14 protein-coding genes are annotated in these 16683 nt (G+C 54.3%); 13 read left to right on the forward strand and 1 reads right to left on the reverse strand.

All coding sequences use genetic code 11. The annotated features are described in order from the left end of the window. Positions 1-2 precede the first annotated feature (2 nt). The gene (ligD, locus tag ACFQ1Z_RS02630) at positions 3-2513 is read left to right on the forward strand and encodes a DNA ligase D (protein ID WP_379055361.1); all 2511 of its coding nucleotides are present in this window, start codon (positions 3-5) and stop codon (positions 2511-2513) included. 81 nt (positions 2514-2594) lie between these two features. Here the strand turns inward: ligD and ACFQ1Z_RS02635 are convergent, their stop codons facing one another. Then, entirely contained in the window at positions 2595-3731 is a 1137-nt protein-coding gene (locus ACFQ1Z_RS02635) for a sigma-54 interaction domain-containing protein (RefSeq protein WP_379055363.1), read from the reverse strand. A gap of 312 nt (positions 3732-4043) precedes the next feature. On the opposite strand from ACFQ1Z_RS02635, the gene ACFQ1Z_RS02640 reads away from it, so the two are divergent. The 12 genes from ACFQ1Z_RS02640 (at position 4044) to ACFQ1Z_RS02695 (ending at position 16637) form a co-directional block, all read left to right on the forward strand. Then, a complete protein-coding gene (locus tag ACFQ1Z_RS02640) occupies positions 4044-4766 on the forward strand; it encodes a class II aldolase/adducin family protein (RefSeq protein WP_379055365.1) in 723 nt (240 codons plus the stop codon). Positions 4767-4793: 27 nt separating this feature from the next. Beyond that, the gene (locus ACFQ1Z_RS02645) at positions 4794-5879 is read left to right on the forward strand and encodes an ABC transporter substrate-binding protein (RefSeq protein WP_379055367.1); all 1086 of its coding nucleotides are present in this window, start codon (positions 4794-4796) and stop codon (positions 5877-5879) included. 79 nt (positions 5880-5958) lie between these two features. Then, on the forward strand, positions 5959-7047 hold the full coding sequence (locus ACFQ1Z_RS02650; protein WP_379055369.1) for an ABC transporter substrate-binding protein: 1089 nt from the start codon (positions 5959-5961) through the stop codon (positions 7045-7047). Positions 7048-7283: 236 nt separating this feature from the next. Then, positions 7284-8168: an ABC transporter ATP-binding protein gene (locus ACFQ1Z_RS02655; protein ID WP_379055371.1), complete on the forward strand. Its 885-nt coding sequence runs from the start codon at positions 7284-7286 to the stop codon at positions 8166-8168. Positions 8169-8185: 17 nt separating this feature from the next. After that, positions 8186-9019 (forward strand): energy transducer TonB, encoded by an 834-nt coding sequence (locus ACFQ1Z_RS02660; RefSeq protein WP_379055373.1) that lies wholly within the window; start codon positions 8186-8188, stop codon positions 9017-9019. Between the two features lie 29 nt (positions 9020-9048). Continuing rightward, positions 9049-9798 (forward strand): MotA/TolQ/ExbB proton channel family protein, encoded by a 750-nt coding sequence (locus ACFQ1Z_RS02665; RefSeq protein WP_379055375.1) that lies wholly within the window; start codon positions 9049-9051, stop codon positions 9796-9798. Next, a complete protein-coding gene (locus ACFQ1Z_RS02670; protein WP_379055377.1) occupies positions 9798-10202 on the forward strand; it encodes an ExbD/TolR family protein in 405 nt (134 codons plus the stop codon). Before ACFQ1Z_RS02665 ends, ACFQ1Z_RS02670 begins: the two co-directional genes overlap by 1 nt. A gap of 42 nt (positions 10203-10244) precedes the next feature. Next, complete coding sequence (locus ACFQ1Z_RS02675; protein ID WP_379055379.1) at positions 10245-11012, forward strand: ABC transporter permease; 768 nt, start codon at positions 10245-10247, stop codon at positions 11010-11012. Between the two features lie 8 nt (positions 11013-11020). Continuing rightward, positions 11021-11794 (forward strand): ABC transporter permease, encoded by a 774-nt coding sequence (locus tag ACFQ1Z_RS02680; protein WP_379055381.1) that lies wholly within the window; start codon positions 11021-11023, stop codon positions 11792-11794. An 84-nt stretch (positions 11795-11878) separates the two neighbouring features. Further along, positions 11879-12931, forward strand: a complete 1053-nt coding sequence (locus ACFQ1Z_RS02685; RefSeq protein WP_379055383.1) for an ABC transporter substrate-binding protein — start codon at positions 11879-11881, stop codon at positions 12929-12931. A gap of 21 nt (positions 12932-12952) precedes the next feature. After that, complete coding sequence (locus ACFQ1Z_RS02690; protein WP_379055385.1) at positions 12953-14755, forward strand: ABC transporter ATP-binding protein; 1803 nt, start codon at positions 12953-12955, stop codon at positions 14753-14755. Next, positions 14742-16637 (forward strand): ABC transporter ATP-binding protein, encoded by a 1896-nt coding sequence (locus tag ACFQ1Z_RS02695; protein WP_379055387.1) that lies wholly within the window; start codon positions 14742-14744, stop codon positions 16635-16637. The genes ACFQ1Z_RS02690 and ACFQ1Z_RS02695 overlap by 14 nt, the downstream gene beginning before the upstream one ends. Positions 16638-16683 lie beyond the last annotated feature (46 nt).

Below are 16683 nucleotides of genomic sequence, written 5' to 3' on the forward strand. Positions count from 1 at the left end.
AGATGAGTTTGCAGAAGTATTGGGCAAAGCGAGATTTCACTATCACCCAGGAGCCCAGAGGGCAGCTTGAAAACGCTGGTGCGCAGCTAAGGTTTTACATTCAAAAGCATCATGCGCGCAATCTTCACTATGACTTCAGGCTCGAAATCGGCGGCACGCTAAAGAGCTGGGCCGTGCCCAAGGGGCCGAGTTTGGATCCTGATGACAAAAGGCTGGCGGTCGAAGTTGAGGACCACCCATTGGCCTATGGCAGTTTTGAAGGGTCCATACCCAAAGGGCAGTATGGCGCAGGCCATGTCATTTTGTGGGATAAAGGGACATGGGAAGCCATAGGTGATGCTGAGCAGGGTCTTAAAAGCGGATCTTTGAAATTCCAACTCCATGGCCATAAACTACATGGCAAATGGGCATTGGTACGCATGAAAGGCGCCAGTGCTGCGGAAAGCAAAAACAATTGGTTATTGATCAAAGAAAAAGACGCAGAATCTCGTAAGGGCAAAGACGCAAAAATCACTGAATCTTCATCTGAGTCAGTGAATGGTTTACCTGATCTGGAACAGCCAACAGCGAAAACGGATACTGAGAACGAGCTGGCAATCACTCAAACCTCAACGCCTATCCCCGATACTTTCAAACCACAATTAGCGACATTGGCAGCGCGTGCTCCGGCAGGTGAGCAATGGTTATCAGAGCTTAAATACGACGGCTACCGGGCCTTGAGCCGTATCGATGAGGGTGCAGTTAAAATGCTCACGCGTAATGGCCACAACTGGACAGACAAATGGCCCAGGCTGGCAGAAGCGCTTTCTGAATTGCCAGTAAACTCTGCCTGGTTAGACGGCGAAGTCGCGGCCATTGATGACGATGGCAATATCAGTTTTCAACTACTCCAGAATGCCATGAAGCAAGGCCAGGACGCCAAGCTTGTTTATCTGGTTTTCGATCTGATGTATCTCAATGGCTATGATCTTACTGACATGCCGCTGATAAAGCGTAAAGAGCTGCTGCAAACGCTTTTAGCCAGCCAGCCTGAAACTAGCGCAATCAAATACAGCCATCATGCTAGCGGGCCAGCACATGAGGTTTTCAAACAAGCCTGTCTGCAAGGGCAGGAAGGGATAGTCGTCAAAAACGCTCAAGCGCCCTATGTACAGGCACGCACGCATGATTGGCTAAAGGTTAAATGCGGAATGCGCCAGGAATTCGTGGTCGCTGGTTATACAGACCCTGCCGGCAGCCGTGAAAAGTTTGGCGCGCTGTTGCTAGGTACTTATGATGCAGCAGGAAAGTTGATCTATGCCGGCCGCGTAGGTACTGGCTTCAATCAGGACAGCTTGAAGCAAGTGGCAGATCATTTTCCAGCATTAACGGTGTCAAAAACCAGTTTTTTAAATCCTCCCACAGGCCGCGATGCTGTTGGCGTACATTGGCTTAAACCTAAATTAGTGGCAGAAGTAAAGTTTGCGCAGTGGACTGAAGATGGGTTGATACGCCATTCAAGTTTCGTCAGTTTACGAAGTGATAAACCAGCAAAAAACATCTTCAGGGAAGTATCACAAGTGCCTGATGATGAATTTCAACCCGTTGTTTCGACGCTGCCTAGCTCTACGAATCGTAGAGCCGAACTAGCCGGTGTGAAAATCAGCAATCCAGCCAAAATACTGTTTATAGACCATGGCTACACCAAGCTGGATATCGCCCGGCATTATGTGAACATGGAGCAATGGATATTGCCCTATCTACAAGACCGGCCACTTTCTATCGTGCGTTGCCCGGATGGCTACGATCATGAGTGCTTCTTTCAAAAGCATGTGGCGATCGGCAAGCACAGCCATTTAAAGCCCATCAAGCTTGATGCAGAAACTAACAAGAGCGAATATTTTATCGCCAATGACTTGTCAGCCATCATTGAGCTAGTGCAATTAGGCGTTTTAGAGTTACATACCTGGGGGTCGCAATATCCGATATCAGCGTTGGCAGACAGGCTGATATTTGATCTTGACCCGGCACCTGACGTCGCTTGGGACAAAGTGACTGAAGCGGCTGTTTTGCTTAAAGGTTTGCTGCAAGAGATAGGGTTACAGAGTTTCGTTAAAACGACCGGTGGCAAAGGGCTGCATGTAGAAGTGCCGATCACCGCGTCTTACCCCTGGGATGTGGTCAAACCGTTTACTCAGGGGATCGCACAATATCTGGAAAAACATATTCCAGACCGGTTTACCGCCAGTATCTCCAAGAAAAAAAGAGCAGGCAGGATTTTCATCGACTATCTTAGAAATGCGGATGGGGCTACGGCTATCGTTCCCTATTCAACTCGGGCCAGGAAAGGCGCGCCGGTGGCTACGCCTTTGCATTGGGATGAAATCGGCGATCGCATTCAGGCTGATTCATTCAATATTAAAAATATCGGCGATAGATTAAAACATCTGCAAGCCGACCCCTGGGCAGACTATCTAAAAATCAAACAAGGCCTGAATGCTGACATCATTAAATTATTTTCTACCGCTGTATAGATTCAAGCATGCCTGCTATCGGCTAGCTGGGTTCAGCTAAAAGCTGTCGCCAGGCAAGCCACAGGTCACAGTGGCAGGCCTTTAGGCGATCAGGTTGAGTTCTTTTAACCTGGCGCGCAGGATATTCCTGCTGATACCCAGCAACTTGGCGGTATGTACCTGGTTGTTCTTGCTGTGCTCAAACGCCTTGCTCACGGTAGTGCCGTTGATCAGCTCATACAGGTTATCCGCGCCTTGTTCAAACAGTTCTTCCAGCACGCTTTCCAGCTTGTACAGCGAGCTCTGCTGCTCGTAGCTGATCTTGCCTGAAGCTGGCGTCGACGCCACAGAATAATGTTCATCCGTAATGACGTGCGAGGCGTTAAAGCTGATCTTGGGCAGATTGAGGTCTTTAGGCGACAGGGTATCGGTGGTGCTGACCAATACCGCCCGGTGGATCACATTCTCCAGCTCGCGGATATTGCCTGGCCATGGATATTCCATCAGCAACGAGATGGTTTCCGGCGAAAGCTTATGCTCGGAAGTATTCAGCTTGCTGCGGTAAACATTGAGAAAGTGCTCGACCAGCGGCAGGATATCGCCCCTGCGTTCGCGCAATGGCAGCAGTTCCACCGGCACCACTTTGATACGGTAATACAGGTCTTCGCGGAAACGGCCGGCTTTCACCGCTTCTTCGAGGTTGACGTTGGTCGCCGCGATCAGCCTGACGTCTATAGGGATAGGCTTTCTGGAGCCTACACGCACGACTTCACGCTCTTGCAGCACGCGCAGTAATTTGACCTGGGTCGATTGTGGCAGGTCGCCTATCTCGTCCAGGAACAGGGTGCCGCCATTGGCGGTTTCAAACCAGCCTATCTTGGACATATTGGCGCCGGTAAAAGCGCCTTTTTCGTAACCAAACAGCTCGCTCTCTACCAGTGTTTCAGAGAACGCGCCGCAATTGATGGCCTGGAAAGGACCGTTTTTTCTATTGCTGAGCGAATGTATATGGCGCGCGATCAGTTCTTTCCCGGTGCCGGTCTCGCCTATGATCAATGCCGTGGCATTGCTGGTGGCTATCCGTTCGATCAGGGAAAGCAGGTTTTGCGATTTGGGGTCGCTGAAGACCAATGCGCTGGCACGTACAGATAAACTGACAGCGGATGGGTTAGGATGAGTGATCACGTGATCGGCTCGTTCGGTGTACGAATCACGGATATCCCAGCGTTGTGCGCTCATAATTGACTTCCTCACTTAACAGGCGTGTCAATATAATGTATTTATCATTAAGAAGTCAAAGTTCTATAAATTATATTTATATAGTAACTGGTTATATGTTGAACTAGCTTTAACACCCCTCATAATTCAACAATTCACTGTGTCGCTTTAAACACTTGTTGCATTTGCAACACAGGTTTTTCGTACCCGCCAGCGCTAATTATCTAGCTAACATTCTGATTATTAATCATTAATCCTTTATTTCTCAAAATGGCATGCAACTTGCAAATAGTGTTGCGAGGAATCTCCAGACCAAATAAGAAAGGGTAAAACATGACGGTTGCGACCATCAACACAGAAATCGATTTAGATCTTTATATCGCCGAGACAGTGGCTGAAGCCAAACTGGCTTTTGAAGTATTCAGAGAAACAGACACCATCACCGCCAATGGTACGGTAGGTTTTGTGCACAGAGTGCCAGGCCAGGAAAAGCTCATCATCGTCAATGATCCGGGCCCGTTCAACAAGCACCAGCCGATCGAAGCATTGGTGGCGGGTTTTGATGGCGTGGTCTATTCCGGCAAAGGCAATGGCGCAGCGGTGAACCGTTATCTGAAACTGTTCCAGGCACACCCTGAAGTCACCACTATTTCGCACATACACTCGGTATACCTGGGTGCATGGGCGCAGACTCACCGTACTTTGCCTATCCGCTATGTGCCGGTACAACGCTCTAACCTGATCAAAGAATTGCCTATCTATATAGACCGCCGTCAGCAGGAAGTGGATTTCATCCTCGACCAGATCGCGATCAATCCACATAACACAGCCATCCTGGAAGCCAACGGCGGTTCCACCGTCTGGGGCAAGCAAGGTTTGCGCAAACTGGCCGAGTTCACTTTGTTGCTGGAAGAGGGCGCTAAGTTGCAGACACTGGCAGAGTCACTGGGTGGTTCGCGTGATTACGGCCCGGGCGTGCTCAAGCAACAATGGAAAATGGCCAAACTGTATGACCAGGCCCAGGCAGAAGGCCTGCTGCGTCCTTCTGATCTGTAAACCCTTGTCATCGCCGGAGAAACCAACGTGACCATTCAGCAAAATCCCGTTTCACAGCCTATAAGCTCGCAAACTACAGCCTCGCAATCTATAGATCAGATCTGGTTCACCCGCTGCCCGGTGCCTACGGCTACGGGCCTGGCCTACAAGCTGGGCTGGCTGACTGAAGAGTTCGCCCGTGACCATATCCAGATCAACACGCTGCAAGAAGCGCCCCGGGAGTTATCCAGACATCATTACGATCATGAGCTCAACAGCCTGATCCGTGAAGGTGGCAACCTGCTGGCGCTGGCGGCCAGAGCGCAGGGCGCGCCTACCAAGCTGATAGGCCTGACCTGGATAGATGAGTGGCAAGCCATACTGGTGCGTCCGGACAGTGGCATCACCGAGCCGCAGCATTTAAAAGGTCTGCGCCTGGCATTGCCGCAATTCATAGATCACCCTATCCCTAGCCATGTGCGTGGCAGCAGTATTGCGCGCGGCATGAGCCTGCAAGGCTATAAAGGCGCGCTGAAGATCGCCGGGCTGACGCTGGATGATGTGAAGCTGGTTGAAGTCGCTTCGGGTCGCGGTAACCGTAACGGCCTGGGTGAGTTGTGGGCCGGTCTCGATGCCCTGGTGGCAGGCGAGGTCGACGCCGTCTACGTAAAAGGTGCCTCGGCCGTCGATGCCGCCAGACGTGTCGGTGCGGTGGTTGGTATAGACCTGGATAGCTTTCCGGAACTCTCTACCCGCGTCAACAACGGCACACCCCGGCCTATCACTGTGCACCAGCACCTGCTGGATAACCACTTTGATTTGGTGGTGAGATTTCTCTACCAGACCCTGCGTGCTGCGGACTGGGCGAAAAGCAATCTTAAAGGTGTGCGCGATATCCTTGAGTCCGAGACCCGTTCCGGCGAAGAGGGTGTGGCAACTGCTTATGGTGAAGACTTTCACCTGCAGCTGGCACCTGACCTCTCCGCTGAACGCATAGAGCTGTTCAGGCAGCAAAAGAATTTCATGCTGGTGCATGGTCTGCTCGACCAGGACTTTGACCTGGATAGCTGGGTGGATGACAGGCCGTTGCGTGAAGCCGAGCAATTGCTGCACAAATATGCAGCGGTGGCCTAGGCTTTACAGCACAAGCAGTCGTGATGTTTTCAAAGTCGTCAGCCACTTCGGTTGATGGCAGCAAGTAACAGGAGTAAGTGTGATCAAATTTTTAAAACTAGTCTTTACCGCCGCCGTGCTGGTGCCTTTTATCAATGTACCGGAAGCCAGCAGCGCTGAAGCCAAGCCCGCGGCCAATGAACCCAAGGTAGTGCGTATCGCCACGGTCGCCTACAACCTCAATGGCAAAACCCGTTACCTGGGCAGCACCGAGCTGGTGACTGATACCGGGCTGGATGCAGAGCTGGCCAAACGCGGTGTCAAAGTCGAGTGGGTGCCGGCCGCCCACGCCATGGTCGGCCCTATCATCAACGAAGCGTTTGCCAATAAAACCATAGATTTTGCAGCTTATGGCGATCTGCCGCCTATCATACTCAATGGTTCCAAACCACGCGTACAACTGGTCGCGCCCTGGGGCCGCAGCGGTAACTCATATTTAGTGGTGCCAACCAACTCCAGCGCCAAGACCATCGCCGACCTCAAGGGCAAGCGCATCGCCCTGCACAGAGGCCGCCCATGGGAGATCGCATTTGCCAACCTGGTGCAGAAAAACGGTTTCAAGCTGACCGATTTCAAGATCGTCAACGTCAATCCGCAGGTCGGTGCTGCCGCACTGGCGAGTGGTTCTGTCGATGCTTTCTATGCCCTGAATGATGCTTATAACCTGGTGGATAAAGGAGTAGGCAAGATCATCTGGTCAACCAAGACCGCACCGCCGGACTGGAAGCTGATGGGTGGTTTGTGGGCGCGTAACGACTTCGTGCAGCAATACCCGGAACTGACACAGGCGATAGTGACTTCATTTATCAAAGCCAACCACTGGGCCGCGCAGGAAGCACACAAGGAAACCTACCTGAAAGACTATGCCAGCCTGGTGCAACCGGAGAGTGTGGTCAGGCGTGATTATGAAGATGACGTGGTCAGCTGGCGTGACCGCTGGTCACCGCTGTATGACCAGGCACTGGTAGAGCACTACAAACGTGCTGCGTCTTATGCGCGCGAGTCAGGCCTGATCCGCAAGGATATCGATATCAACCAGTTGCTGAACTCCACTTTTGTCGATAAAGCATTGAAAGAACTCAATTTAGAAACTTTCTGGGCGCCATCCCAGATTGCTGCAAAACAATAACATTTTATTGCCTGCTGGCAATCACTCCCTAGACAGATGGTTTCCCGCCATCTGTTTTTTTTGTCTGTTGCTATGCCAGCAACAGTTCATATCCAGATGACTCATAGCCAACATCCTTGCCAGGCATAAACTCACCGGTTATTCATAACTTACTGTTTCTAAACATAAAAATAATATTTTCAAACTTGGCACACGGTTTGCCTATAGATACCTAGTTATTTTGTACAGGAATAAACATGGGTAGGACCAAAGCCGCTTTAAATTACATAGACCAAGAGAGTGTCAACGATCTTGATCCCGCTTCAGCACCAGCTGCGCAACCAATAAGTGGTTCATCAGGTAGCTCCAAACGTTTGTCCCTGGCAAGTGAGGCTGCAGTGCTGGCAATAGAAGGTGTTTCCAAGACTTTCCAGCTCAACGGCAAGTCACTGCAGGTGTTGTCGGATTTCTCGCTGCAGGTCGCCAAAGGCGAGTTCATCTCCATCGTCGGCAGCAGCGGTTGCGGCAAATCGACTTTGCTGCGCCTGATCGCCGGGCTGGATACCAGTTATGACGGCAGCATAGTCTGGCTGGGTGAGCATGTGGCAGCGACCTCGCTGGACCGCGGGCTGGTGTTCCAGGAACACCGTTTGTTCCCGTGGTTGACTGTGCAGCAGAACGTGGCGCTGGCACTGGAGTCATCCGGTCTCAGCCAGGCAGAAATCAAGGCGCGCGTGGCTCACCAGATAGAACTGGTCGGTTTGAGCGGCTTTGCCGATGCCTACCCACACCAGATCTCGGGTGGCATGTCGCAGCGTGTGGCGATCGCCCGCGCACTGGTACTGAAACCCAGGCTGTTGCTGCTGGATGAGCCGTTTGGCGCACTGGACGCATTGACCAGGCTGAAGATGCAGCAAGAGCTGCAACGCCTGTGGGAATCTGAAGAAACCACTTCTATCCTGGTGACCCATGATGTGGAAGAAGCTGTGTTTCTGGGTGACCGGGTAGTGGTGATGGAAGCCAACCCCGGCCGTATCAAACGTATCGTCGAAGTCGACTTGCCCAGACCCCGGCATAGGGCTTCAGCGAAATTTCAGCAGATCAAGGACGATGTGCTGAGTGATTTCATCGAGATTAGTTAGAGTTATTAGGAGTTTGTATGTCAACAACGGCACTGAAATCGCCTGCCGAGCATTCCACGATCTGGGATACCCTGACTGATAAAGGTCGCAGCAGAAAACAGCTGATCGCAAACGGGGAGGATTTTAATAAGTTATCCAAACGACTGGTAGCCAGCCTTAACGCGGTAGAGCATGTGATCCCGCGTAAAAAGCTGGCCACGCTGATCGTCGCAGTGGTGGTGGTGCATGTGTTGGGTATCGCCGGTTTTCTGAGCGCGCTGAACGAGCCCAGTATCGTCAAGCCAAAAAAGAAAGAAGTCATTGTTGAGTTTGTAAAACCAGAGGTCATGCCGCCGCCGGTGATAGAGCCGCCAAAACCGCCGCCACCGCCAGTCAAGCGCGTAGAGCCACCGCCGCAAGCGGCCAAGCCACCGCCAGCATTGCGGACCGCTCCGGCATCACAGAATATCAGCGCCGATGACATCGTCATCCAGGAGAACACCGAAGCGCCTAAGAGCACTGCTCCGGTAGTGGCAGCGCCACCGGCACCAGAGCCACCACCGCCGGCACCAGTGGTGAAAGAAGAACCGCTGGTCGAGGCTAAAGGCGGCGTAGGGCATTTAAATAACCCGGCGCCAGAATACCCTGAATTCGCTGCCGACCAGGGGGCTGAAGGTACCGTGGTCTTAAGAGTAAAAGTGTTGCCGAATGGCAAACCAGGTGAAGTAAAAGTCAAGAAGTCCAGTGGGCATAGTTTGCTGGATGATGCTGCGGTTACTGCAGCGAAACGCTGGGCGTTCACCCCGGCAAAACGAGGGAATACGCCGGTTGAAGGTTGGGCGATATTCCCGGTTGAATTCAAGCTGCAGTGATTTTTTAATTTGAAAGAGAAGGAAAGACCATGTTTAGTTTAGAAACTTATCAAAGTGCATCTCCAGTGGTGCTTGGCGTACTGATCACGTTGCTGATCGCATCCGGCGTCACCTGGACCATTATCCTGGCCAAATCATTCCAGGTCTGGCTGATCCGCAAACAGAACGTTAAATTCAGAGCTGCTTTCTGGGGCGCCAAAAGCCTGCAGGAAGCCGCCACTCTCGAAGGCCACAACGGCCCGGCATACCGCGTGGCACAAGTGGGTTTTGAAACCCTGAAAGACCTGGATGTGGAATCTGCCGATGACCTGCGTCATAGCGGTGACCGCCAGGAAGTGCTGGAGCGTGCATTGCGCCAGCAGATCCAGAAAGAACGTGTGTTGCGTGAAGCCGGCCTGGTGGTGTTAGCCAGTATCGGTAGTACCGCACCGTTCGTCGGCCTGCTGGGTACGGTATGGGGCATTATGCACGCACTGACAGACATCAGTAAACTGGGTACTGCCAGCCTGGAAGTAGTGGCCGGCCCTATCGGTGAAGCACTGGTCGCGACTGCCATCGGTATCGCAGTGGCGGTGCCTGCAGTGCTGGCTTATAACTTCTTCCTGCGCCGTTTGAAAACCAGCAGCAACAACCTGGATGATTTTGCCGAAGACCTGATCAAGGTTTCACGCCGCGTGACTTTCAAAAAACCTGCAGATGCGAGCAAGCCTGGTGAATTCGTTTCTTCAGCATCCGCCTCTGCTTCTGTAGTGCGTAACCTCAAGGGAGCAACTGCATAATGGCTATTTCTACAAATGCTGATGATGATGTATTGAGTGAGATCAACGTCACGCCACTGGTCGATGTCATGCTGGTGTTGCTGGTGGCCTTTATTGTGACGGCACCGTTGATGACCAACTCTATCCAGGTCAATCTGCCCAAGACCTCAGCCACCAAGACCACTGAGCAGAAAAAGCCGGTGACCGTGTCTGTAGATGCCGCGGGCAAGCTGTTCATTGACAAGCAGGAATATCCGCTGGAAAACATAGAGCCTGAGCTCAAGCGTATCCACGACAGTAACCCGGATGTGACCCTGCACCTGAGCTCGGACGAAGCCGTGAACTACGGCAAAGTCGCCAAGGTCATGGCTGCCATTGAACGCGCGGGCATCTCACGCGTGGCTGTGCTGACCCAGGCCGAGTGATTTAACACAATGGCTATCGATAGGACTTGAGGTTTTAGTGTGATGACGCGCAATTGGAAGTCTGTATTACCTTTTTTGATCTCGCCGCTACTGGTGCTTGCCATCTGGTGGTGGGTGTCAAACGCGGGCCACTATTCTGAGGATATCCTGGTCACGCCACAGCAGGTGTTTGCCACGCTGGGCGAGTTGAGTGATAACGGCGAATTGTGGCTGCATCTGCAAGCCAGCTTTAATCGCTTGCTGATAGGTTTTAGCCTGGGTGCGGTGGTGGGTGTGCTGTTTGGTATCTGGATGGCGATCTCGCCGCGGGTAGAAGCCTATGCCTTGCCGTTGTTCCAGGGCTTGCGCCAGGTGCCTACCATTGCGCTGATCCCTATCCTGATCCTGCTACTGGGTGTGGATGAGATCTTCAAGGTCATCATCGTGTTCAAGGCGGCTTCATTAACAGTGGCCCTGGCCGCCTATGAGGCGACCAAAGGTGTGTCTAAAAGTTATTTTGAAGTGGCCAGTATCTACCAGCTGCCGAAAACCACTTTGTACCGCAAGCTGATCATTCCCGCCATCACGCCGCCGGTGTTCACCGGCCTGCGGATCGCATTCTCGCGCTCGTGGACCATACTGGTGGCCGCTGAATTGCTGGCTGCCGACAGTGGCATAGGCCAGATGATGCAACTGGGGCGCGAAATGTTCCGGCTCGATGTGGTCATGGTCGGCGTGGTGATCACCGGGCTGGTCGGTTTCAGCATAGACAAGTTGTTTAAATGGGGCGAATTACGCCTGATCCCCTGGCAGCACAATGTGAGAGCGTAAACAAGATCATGAATTTTCTATCGACTAAATGGATCCCTGACTGGCGCGGCTGGGTATTGCCGCTGCTGATCGTACTGGCCTGGGACTGGATGTCACGGCTGGATGCCAACCATGCTTATGCGTTTGCCTCGCTGAGCGAGATCGCGGCCGGCGTCAGCCAGCTATGGCAGAGTGGCGAGCTGATGATTAACGTCAATGCCAGTGTGGCACGTGCGCTCACCGGTCTGCTGATAGGCGCCAGTGCCGGTTTTATCATAGGCTCACTGGTGGCGGTGTCACGCATCGCCAATATCCTGATCACCCCGGTCTATCACGCTATCCGCCAGGTGCCGCTGCTAGGGCTGGTGCCCTTATTCGCGCTGTGGTTCGGCAATGGCGATACTTCAAAACTCATCGTCGTCAGCCTGTCGGCTTTTTACCCGGTGGTGTTATCCACCTTTGAAGGCATGTTGCAGGTCGATGGCAAGTACAAAGAAGTCGGCCACATCTACAAACTGAGCCCGTGGCAGGTGTACCGCAAGATCATATTGCCGGCCTCATTGCCGCAGATCTTCACCGGTTTTTCGCTGGCGCTGGCTTTTGCCTGGTTATCCACCATAGGTAGCGAGCTGCTGTTCACCGCCGGTGCCGGCCTGGGCAACCTGATGATGAATGCACAGGAAGCGTCCCGCATGGATATCCTGATCATTGTCACCTTTGTCATAGGCATACTCGGCTACCTGATGTCGCTGTTGATCAAACTGGCTGGTAACAGCCTGTTCAACTGGCGTAATACGCGTTGATCCGCAGCCTGCCGAGCCCGTTAATCCGTGGCCTTGCAGGCCAGCAGCACACAATAAGAATAGCAAAGCTACACACAATCAACCATGTCTGACCCTAGCACACATAAACAGCCGGATACGCTCTGGTATACCCGTTGCGCGGTACCCACGCCTTTGAGCCTGGCGGTACAGAGCGGCTGGATAGAGAACGAGTTTGCGCCGGATGGCATCACCATCCAGTCTCTACGTGAATCTGCCAGCCCGGCCGATTTCCAGTCACATTTCGACCACCACCTGCCGCACTCATTCCGGCAGGGTGGCAGTGTGCCGGCCATCTGGGCCAGGGCCAGCGGACAGCAGACACGTGTCATCGGCCTGACCTGGACAGACGAGTACCAGTCCATCATCAGCCTGCCTGCTTCCAGGCTGCGTAACATCAGGGATCTGAAGGGTTGCCGCATAGGCATCCCCAAACATGATGTCAGCATAGACCATCACCGCGCTTCGGCCTTGCGTGCATTCGTGGTGGCGCTAGCCACCGTAGGCCTGAGCCTGAAAGACGTCGAGCTGGTCGATCTGCCCGATACGCCTATAGAAGCGAATCCTGCGACTGGCGGGCCGGACTGGGGCCAGGGCAGGCATAGCTATGTCAATGAACTGTATGCGCTGGTCAAACACCAGGTCGATGCCATTTATGTCAAAGATGTGCGCGGCGCCGAAGTGACGCATCTGCTGGGCGCACAGGTGCTGTTCGACCTGGGTTTTCACCCGGACAGCTGGGTCAGGATCAGTAATTGCACCCCCAGGCCGCTGACCGTCAATGCCGACACCATAGAACACCATCCGCACATCGTCAGCCGCTTTTTGCGGCGCGTGGTCAACGCCGGCGACTGGGCCAAAAAACACCCGCAACAGACCCTGCAGCTGATCGCCAGGGAGACCGGCTGGGCAGAGCCCTGGGTGCAGCGCGTGTATGGCCAGTCCGTACACCAGCAGTTGCGGCTGGAACTGTCGCCACACGCCATCAAAGGCCTGGAAGTGCTCAAGGATTTCCTGTTTGAGTATGGTTTTCTCAAGCAGGATTTCAACATCATGGACTGGGTAGATCATGCGCCGCTAGATACGCTCAAAGCGCCTGTACTCAGTCTCCACCGCTAGTTTTCCCAGAATTGATCCGTTTTGAGCCTACGCCATTACCCGCTTATCCGTTGTTTATTGCTGTATCGCAGAACGCCCATCAGGTTCTGGATCTGTACCGGGCTGTTTGCGGCAGCCAATTTCATGCTCGCCCTGCAACAGGGGCTGATCGCCAGGGCCATCGATGACGTACAGCATGGCAGAGCCATCTACCTGGAGGCCGGCGGCACGCTGAACAGTGATGCCGCCTGGCACTGGCTGCTGATCATTGTCGCCGTCGCCCTGGGCCGCGCTTTGATCCTGTATTTTGTCGGCTGGCTGTCACTCATCATCCAGCAGAACCTGATAGGCCATATCCGCGAGCGTATCCTGATCCAGGTGCAGCGACTGGACCAGAGCTATCACTGGGCGCATGGCGCCGGTGAGTTGGTGACGCGCACCACGCGTGATTCCGACAAGTTGCGCGACGCGCTGATCAGCTTCTGGCGCCAGGTGGTGGATACCGGGCTGGTCATCGCCGCCGCTATGGGTTTTTTGTTCTGGTACGACTTCTGGCTGGGCCTGGTGCCTTTGCTGTTATGCCTGGTCGGTTTCAGTATCCTGCTGCTGCAGACCGAACACCTGGTCAAACTGGATAGGGCAGTCGGTGAAGCTTACGACGCCGTCAACCAGGACCTGACCGAAGGCGTGAATGGTGTGCGCGTGATCAAGGCGTTTGCGCTGGAATCCAGCCGTATCAACAAATTCGAGCAGCATGTGCAAAGCTTTATGTCGCATGCGTTTGCCGCGTTGACTTTCTATACATCGCGTATCCCGTTGCCGCAATTCGTGGTCGCGCTGGGGCAGGTGTGGGTGCTGGGTTTCGGCAGCCAGCTGGTCTATGCCGGTGTGCTCAACCTGGGCCAGCTGATCGCGGCGCTGTTAATGGTCAACACCCTGGTGTTCAGGGTGGAAGGCGTAGGCCGCGTCATGCAGATCTTTGCCGATGCCCGTTCTTCCGCCGCCAGGATATGGGATCTGCTCGATGCCGAACCCGAGATCAAAAGCGGCAGCACCGCCTTGCCGGATGGCCCTTTATCGCTACGCTTCTCGCAGGTGGCGGTGCACCCGCCTGAAGGGGGTAACCCCATACTGGCCAGCTGCAGCTTTGAGATCGCTGCCGGTGAGATCGTGGCACTGGTAGGTACCACCGGCTCAGGCAAGAGCACACTGGCCGGGCTGGTACCGCGGCTGGCCGATGTCACTCATGGGTCAGTAGAGATCGCCGGCGCAGAAGAGATCGCAGCCGGGGACGGCCACTGGGTCAATGTCAAAGACCTGGACCTGGCCGATCTGCGCAGGCAGGTACATACCGTGCCGCAAGAAGCTTTCTTGTTCTCGGACTCGCTGGCGGCCAATATGCGCCTGTCAGCGCCAGCCGCCACCGAAGATGAACTGGAATGGGCGCTGCAGATGGCCAGTGCTTCAGAGCTGTTGTTCAGTTTGAGTGACGGCCTGGAAACCAGGATAGGTGACCGGGGGGTGACGCTGTCCGGCGGTCAGCGCCAGCGTGTCTGCCTGGCGCGGGCCTTGCTCGGCCAACCACGCATACTGGTGCTCGATGACGCCACCAGCGCGCTGGATGCGGTGACCGAACGCAATGTGCTGAACAATATCCGTGCCCTCAAACAGCAGGACAAAGCCACCACCGTGCTGGTGATCGCCAGCAAACTGTCTACCATTCTGCTGGCAGACAAAGTGCTTTTCCTGTCTGAAGGCAATATCGTGGCTGCCGGCAAACACACGGAACTGGTTAAGAGCAATAGACGCTATAGGGAATTGATGGGGTTGGATGATGGCCGCTGAACGTAATAGCAATCTCAAAGTGCTGTCGGATATAGAGCTGGAAGAAAAATTCGCCAACCAGCAGCTCAACCGCAATATGTTCTGGCGCTTGTTACCACTGCTCAAACCGGTTAAAAACTATATTCTGACGGCGGTGGTGATGGAGATCATCCTGGTCGGTTTTGTTTTTCTGCGACCATATTTTATCCAGCAGGCCATAGACCATGGCTTGATCTACCAGGCCCTAGATTTGCAGGCCGGAGGTGTGCAGGCCGGTGGCGCAGCTGCGGCCAGCCAGAAACTGGTGACAGGCATAGACTGGCAGGTGATAGGCTGGGCGCTGGCAGGTCTGGCCGGCATGTGGGCGGCGCGCTTTGTGTTTGCCGGCCTGTCGCAATACTTTTCCGGCACGGCTGCCATTCGCATCCTCAACCAGTTGCGCGTCAATCTTTTCAGCCATGTGCAGCAACTCAGCGTGGCCTATTTTGACCGCACCAAGTCCGGCCGTATCGTTTCACGCATAGACCGTGATATAGACGCGCTGGAACCGCTGCTGATCCAGGGGCCACCAGAAATATTCTCTGCCTTGCTCCGGTTTGTGATGGCCGCTGCCATACTGCTGTGGGTATCGCCGACCTTGTTCTATCACTTGGTGCTGGTGATCCCCTTGCTTATTCTTTCCAGCTTGCTGTTCCGGCGGCTTTCCGGCCACCATTTTGCCCGCGTGGCTGAAAACCGCGCCCGCTTTACCGCGCACCTGGTCGAAACGGTGGCCGGGGTGCGCATCATCAAGCAGACAGTGCAAGAAGACAGCAACCTCAAGCGTTACCGCGGCCTGGTCGATGCGTTCATCCACTCGCTGGTACAAAGCAATATCGCTTCTGGCTGGTTCACGCATTTTACCGGTGTGCTGACCATACTCGGGCTCATGCTGCTACTGGTGGCTGGCGGGCAGGAAGTCACCCTGGGCCACCTGACGCTGGGCCAGTTCGCCGCCAGCCTGTTTTATGTCTATATGTTTTTAGGCCCGTTGCAGGAGCTGGGCGACCTGGTCGAGCGCTACACCAATGGCGTCGCCTCGGCGCAACGTATCTTTCTGCTGCTGGATACCAGGGCAGAAGTGGTCGATAGCGCAGATGCCAGCAGCCTGCCCAGCATCAAAGGCGAAGTGGAATTCAGCAATGTGCTGTTCTCCTATCTGCCTGACCAGTCCAAGCCGGTGATCAAACACCTTAACCTGAAAGTGCCCGCCGGGCAGGTGCTGGCCATCGTCGGACCTACCGGCCATGGTAAAAGCACGCTGATACAGCTATTGACGCGCTTTTATGACGTACAGCAAGGCCAGGTGCTGATCGATGGCGTAGATATCCGGCAGCTGACCCAGCGCAACCTGCGCCAGCATGTGGGGGTGGTGTTGCAGGATAACGTGCTGTTCAGCGGCAGCATCATAGACAACCTCAAGCTGGCCAAACCGCATGCGCAACAGGCCGAGTTTGAACAAGCGGCTGCCGAGTTGGGCATAGATGACCTGATCAGCCGCCTGCCGCACGGCTACCACACCGAAGTCGGCGCCATGGGCTCGCACCTCAGCCATGGCCAGCGCCAGCTGGTCTGCCTGCTACGCGCCTATCTTGCCAACCCGACCATACTCATACTCGATGAAGCGACTTCGGCGGTGGATATCCAGACCGAGCGCAGGATACAGCATGCGCTCAGGCGCTTATGTGAAGGCCGTACCGCCATCATTATCGCCCACCGACTGGCGACCATACGCGACGCCGACCTGATCGCCGTCATCCATCATGGCGAGCTGGCCGAGCTGGGCCCGCATAGCCAGCTGATACAGAACAATGGCAAATATGCCGACCTCTACCATGCGTATGAGGCCGGGGAACAGCTTTAACACAGAGCCTTCAGCCACTTGAATTGCTGAAATGATGCGTAGACCA

Origin of the sequence: Methylophilus luteus, assembly GCF_042676265.1 — a bacterium.
GTDB lineage: Bacteria > Pseudomonadota > Gammaproteobacteria > Burkholderiales > Methylophilaceae > Methylophilus > Methylophilus luteus.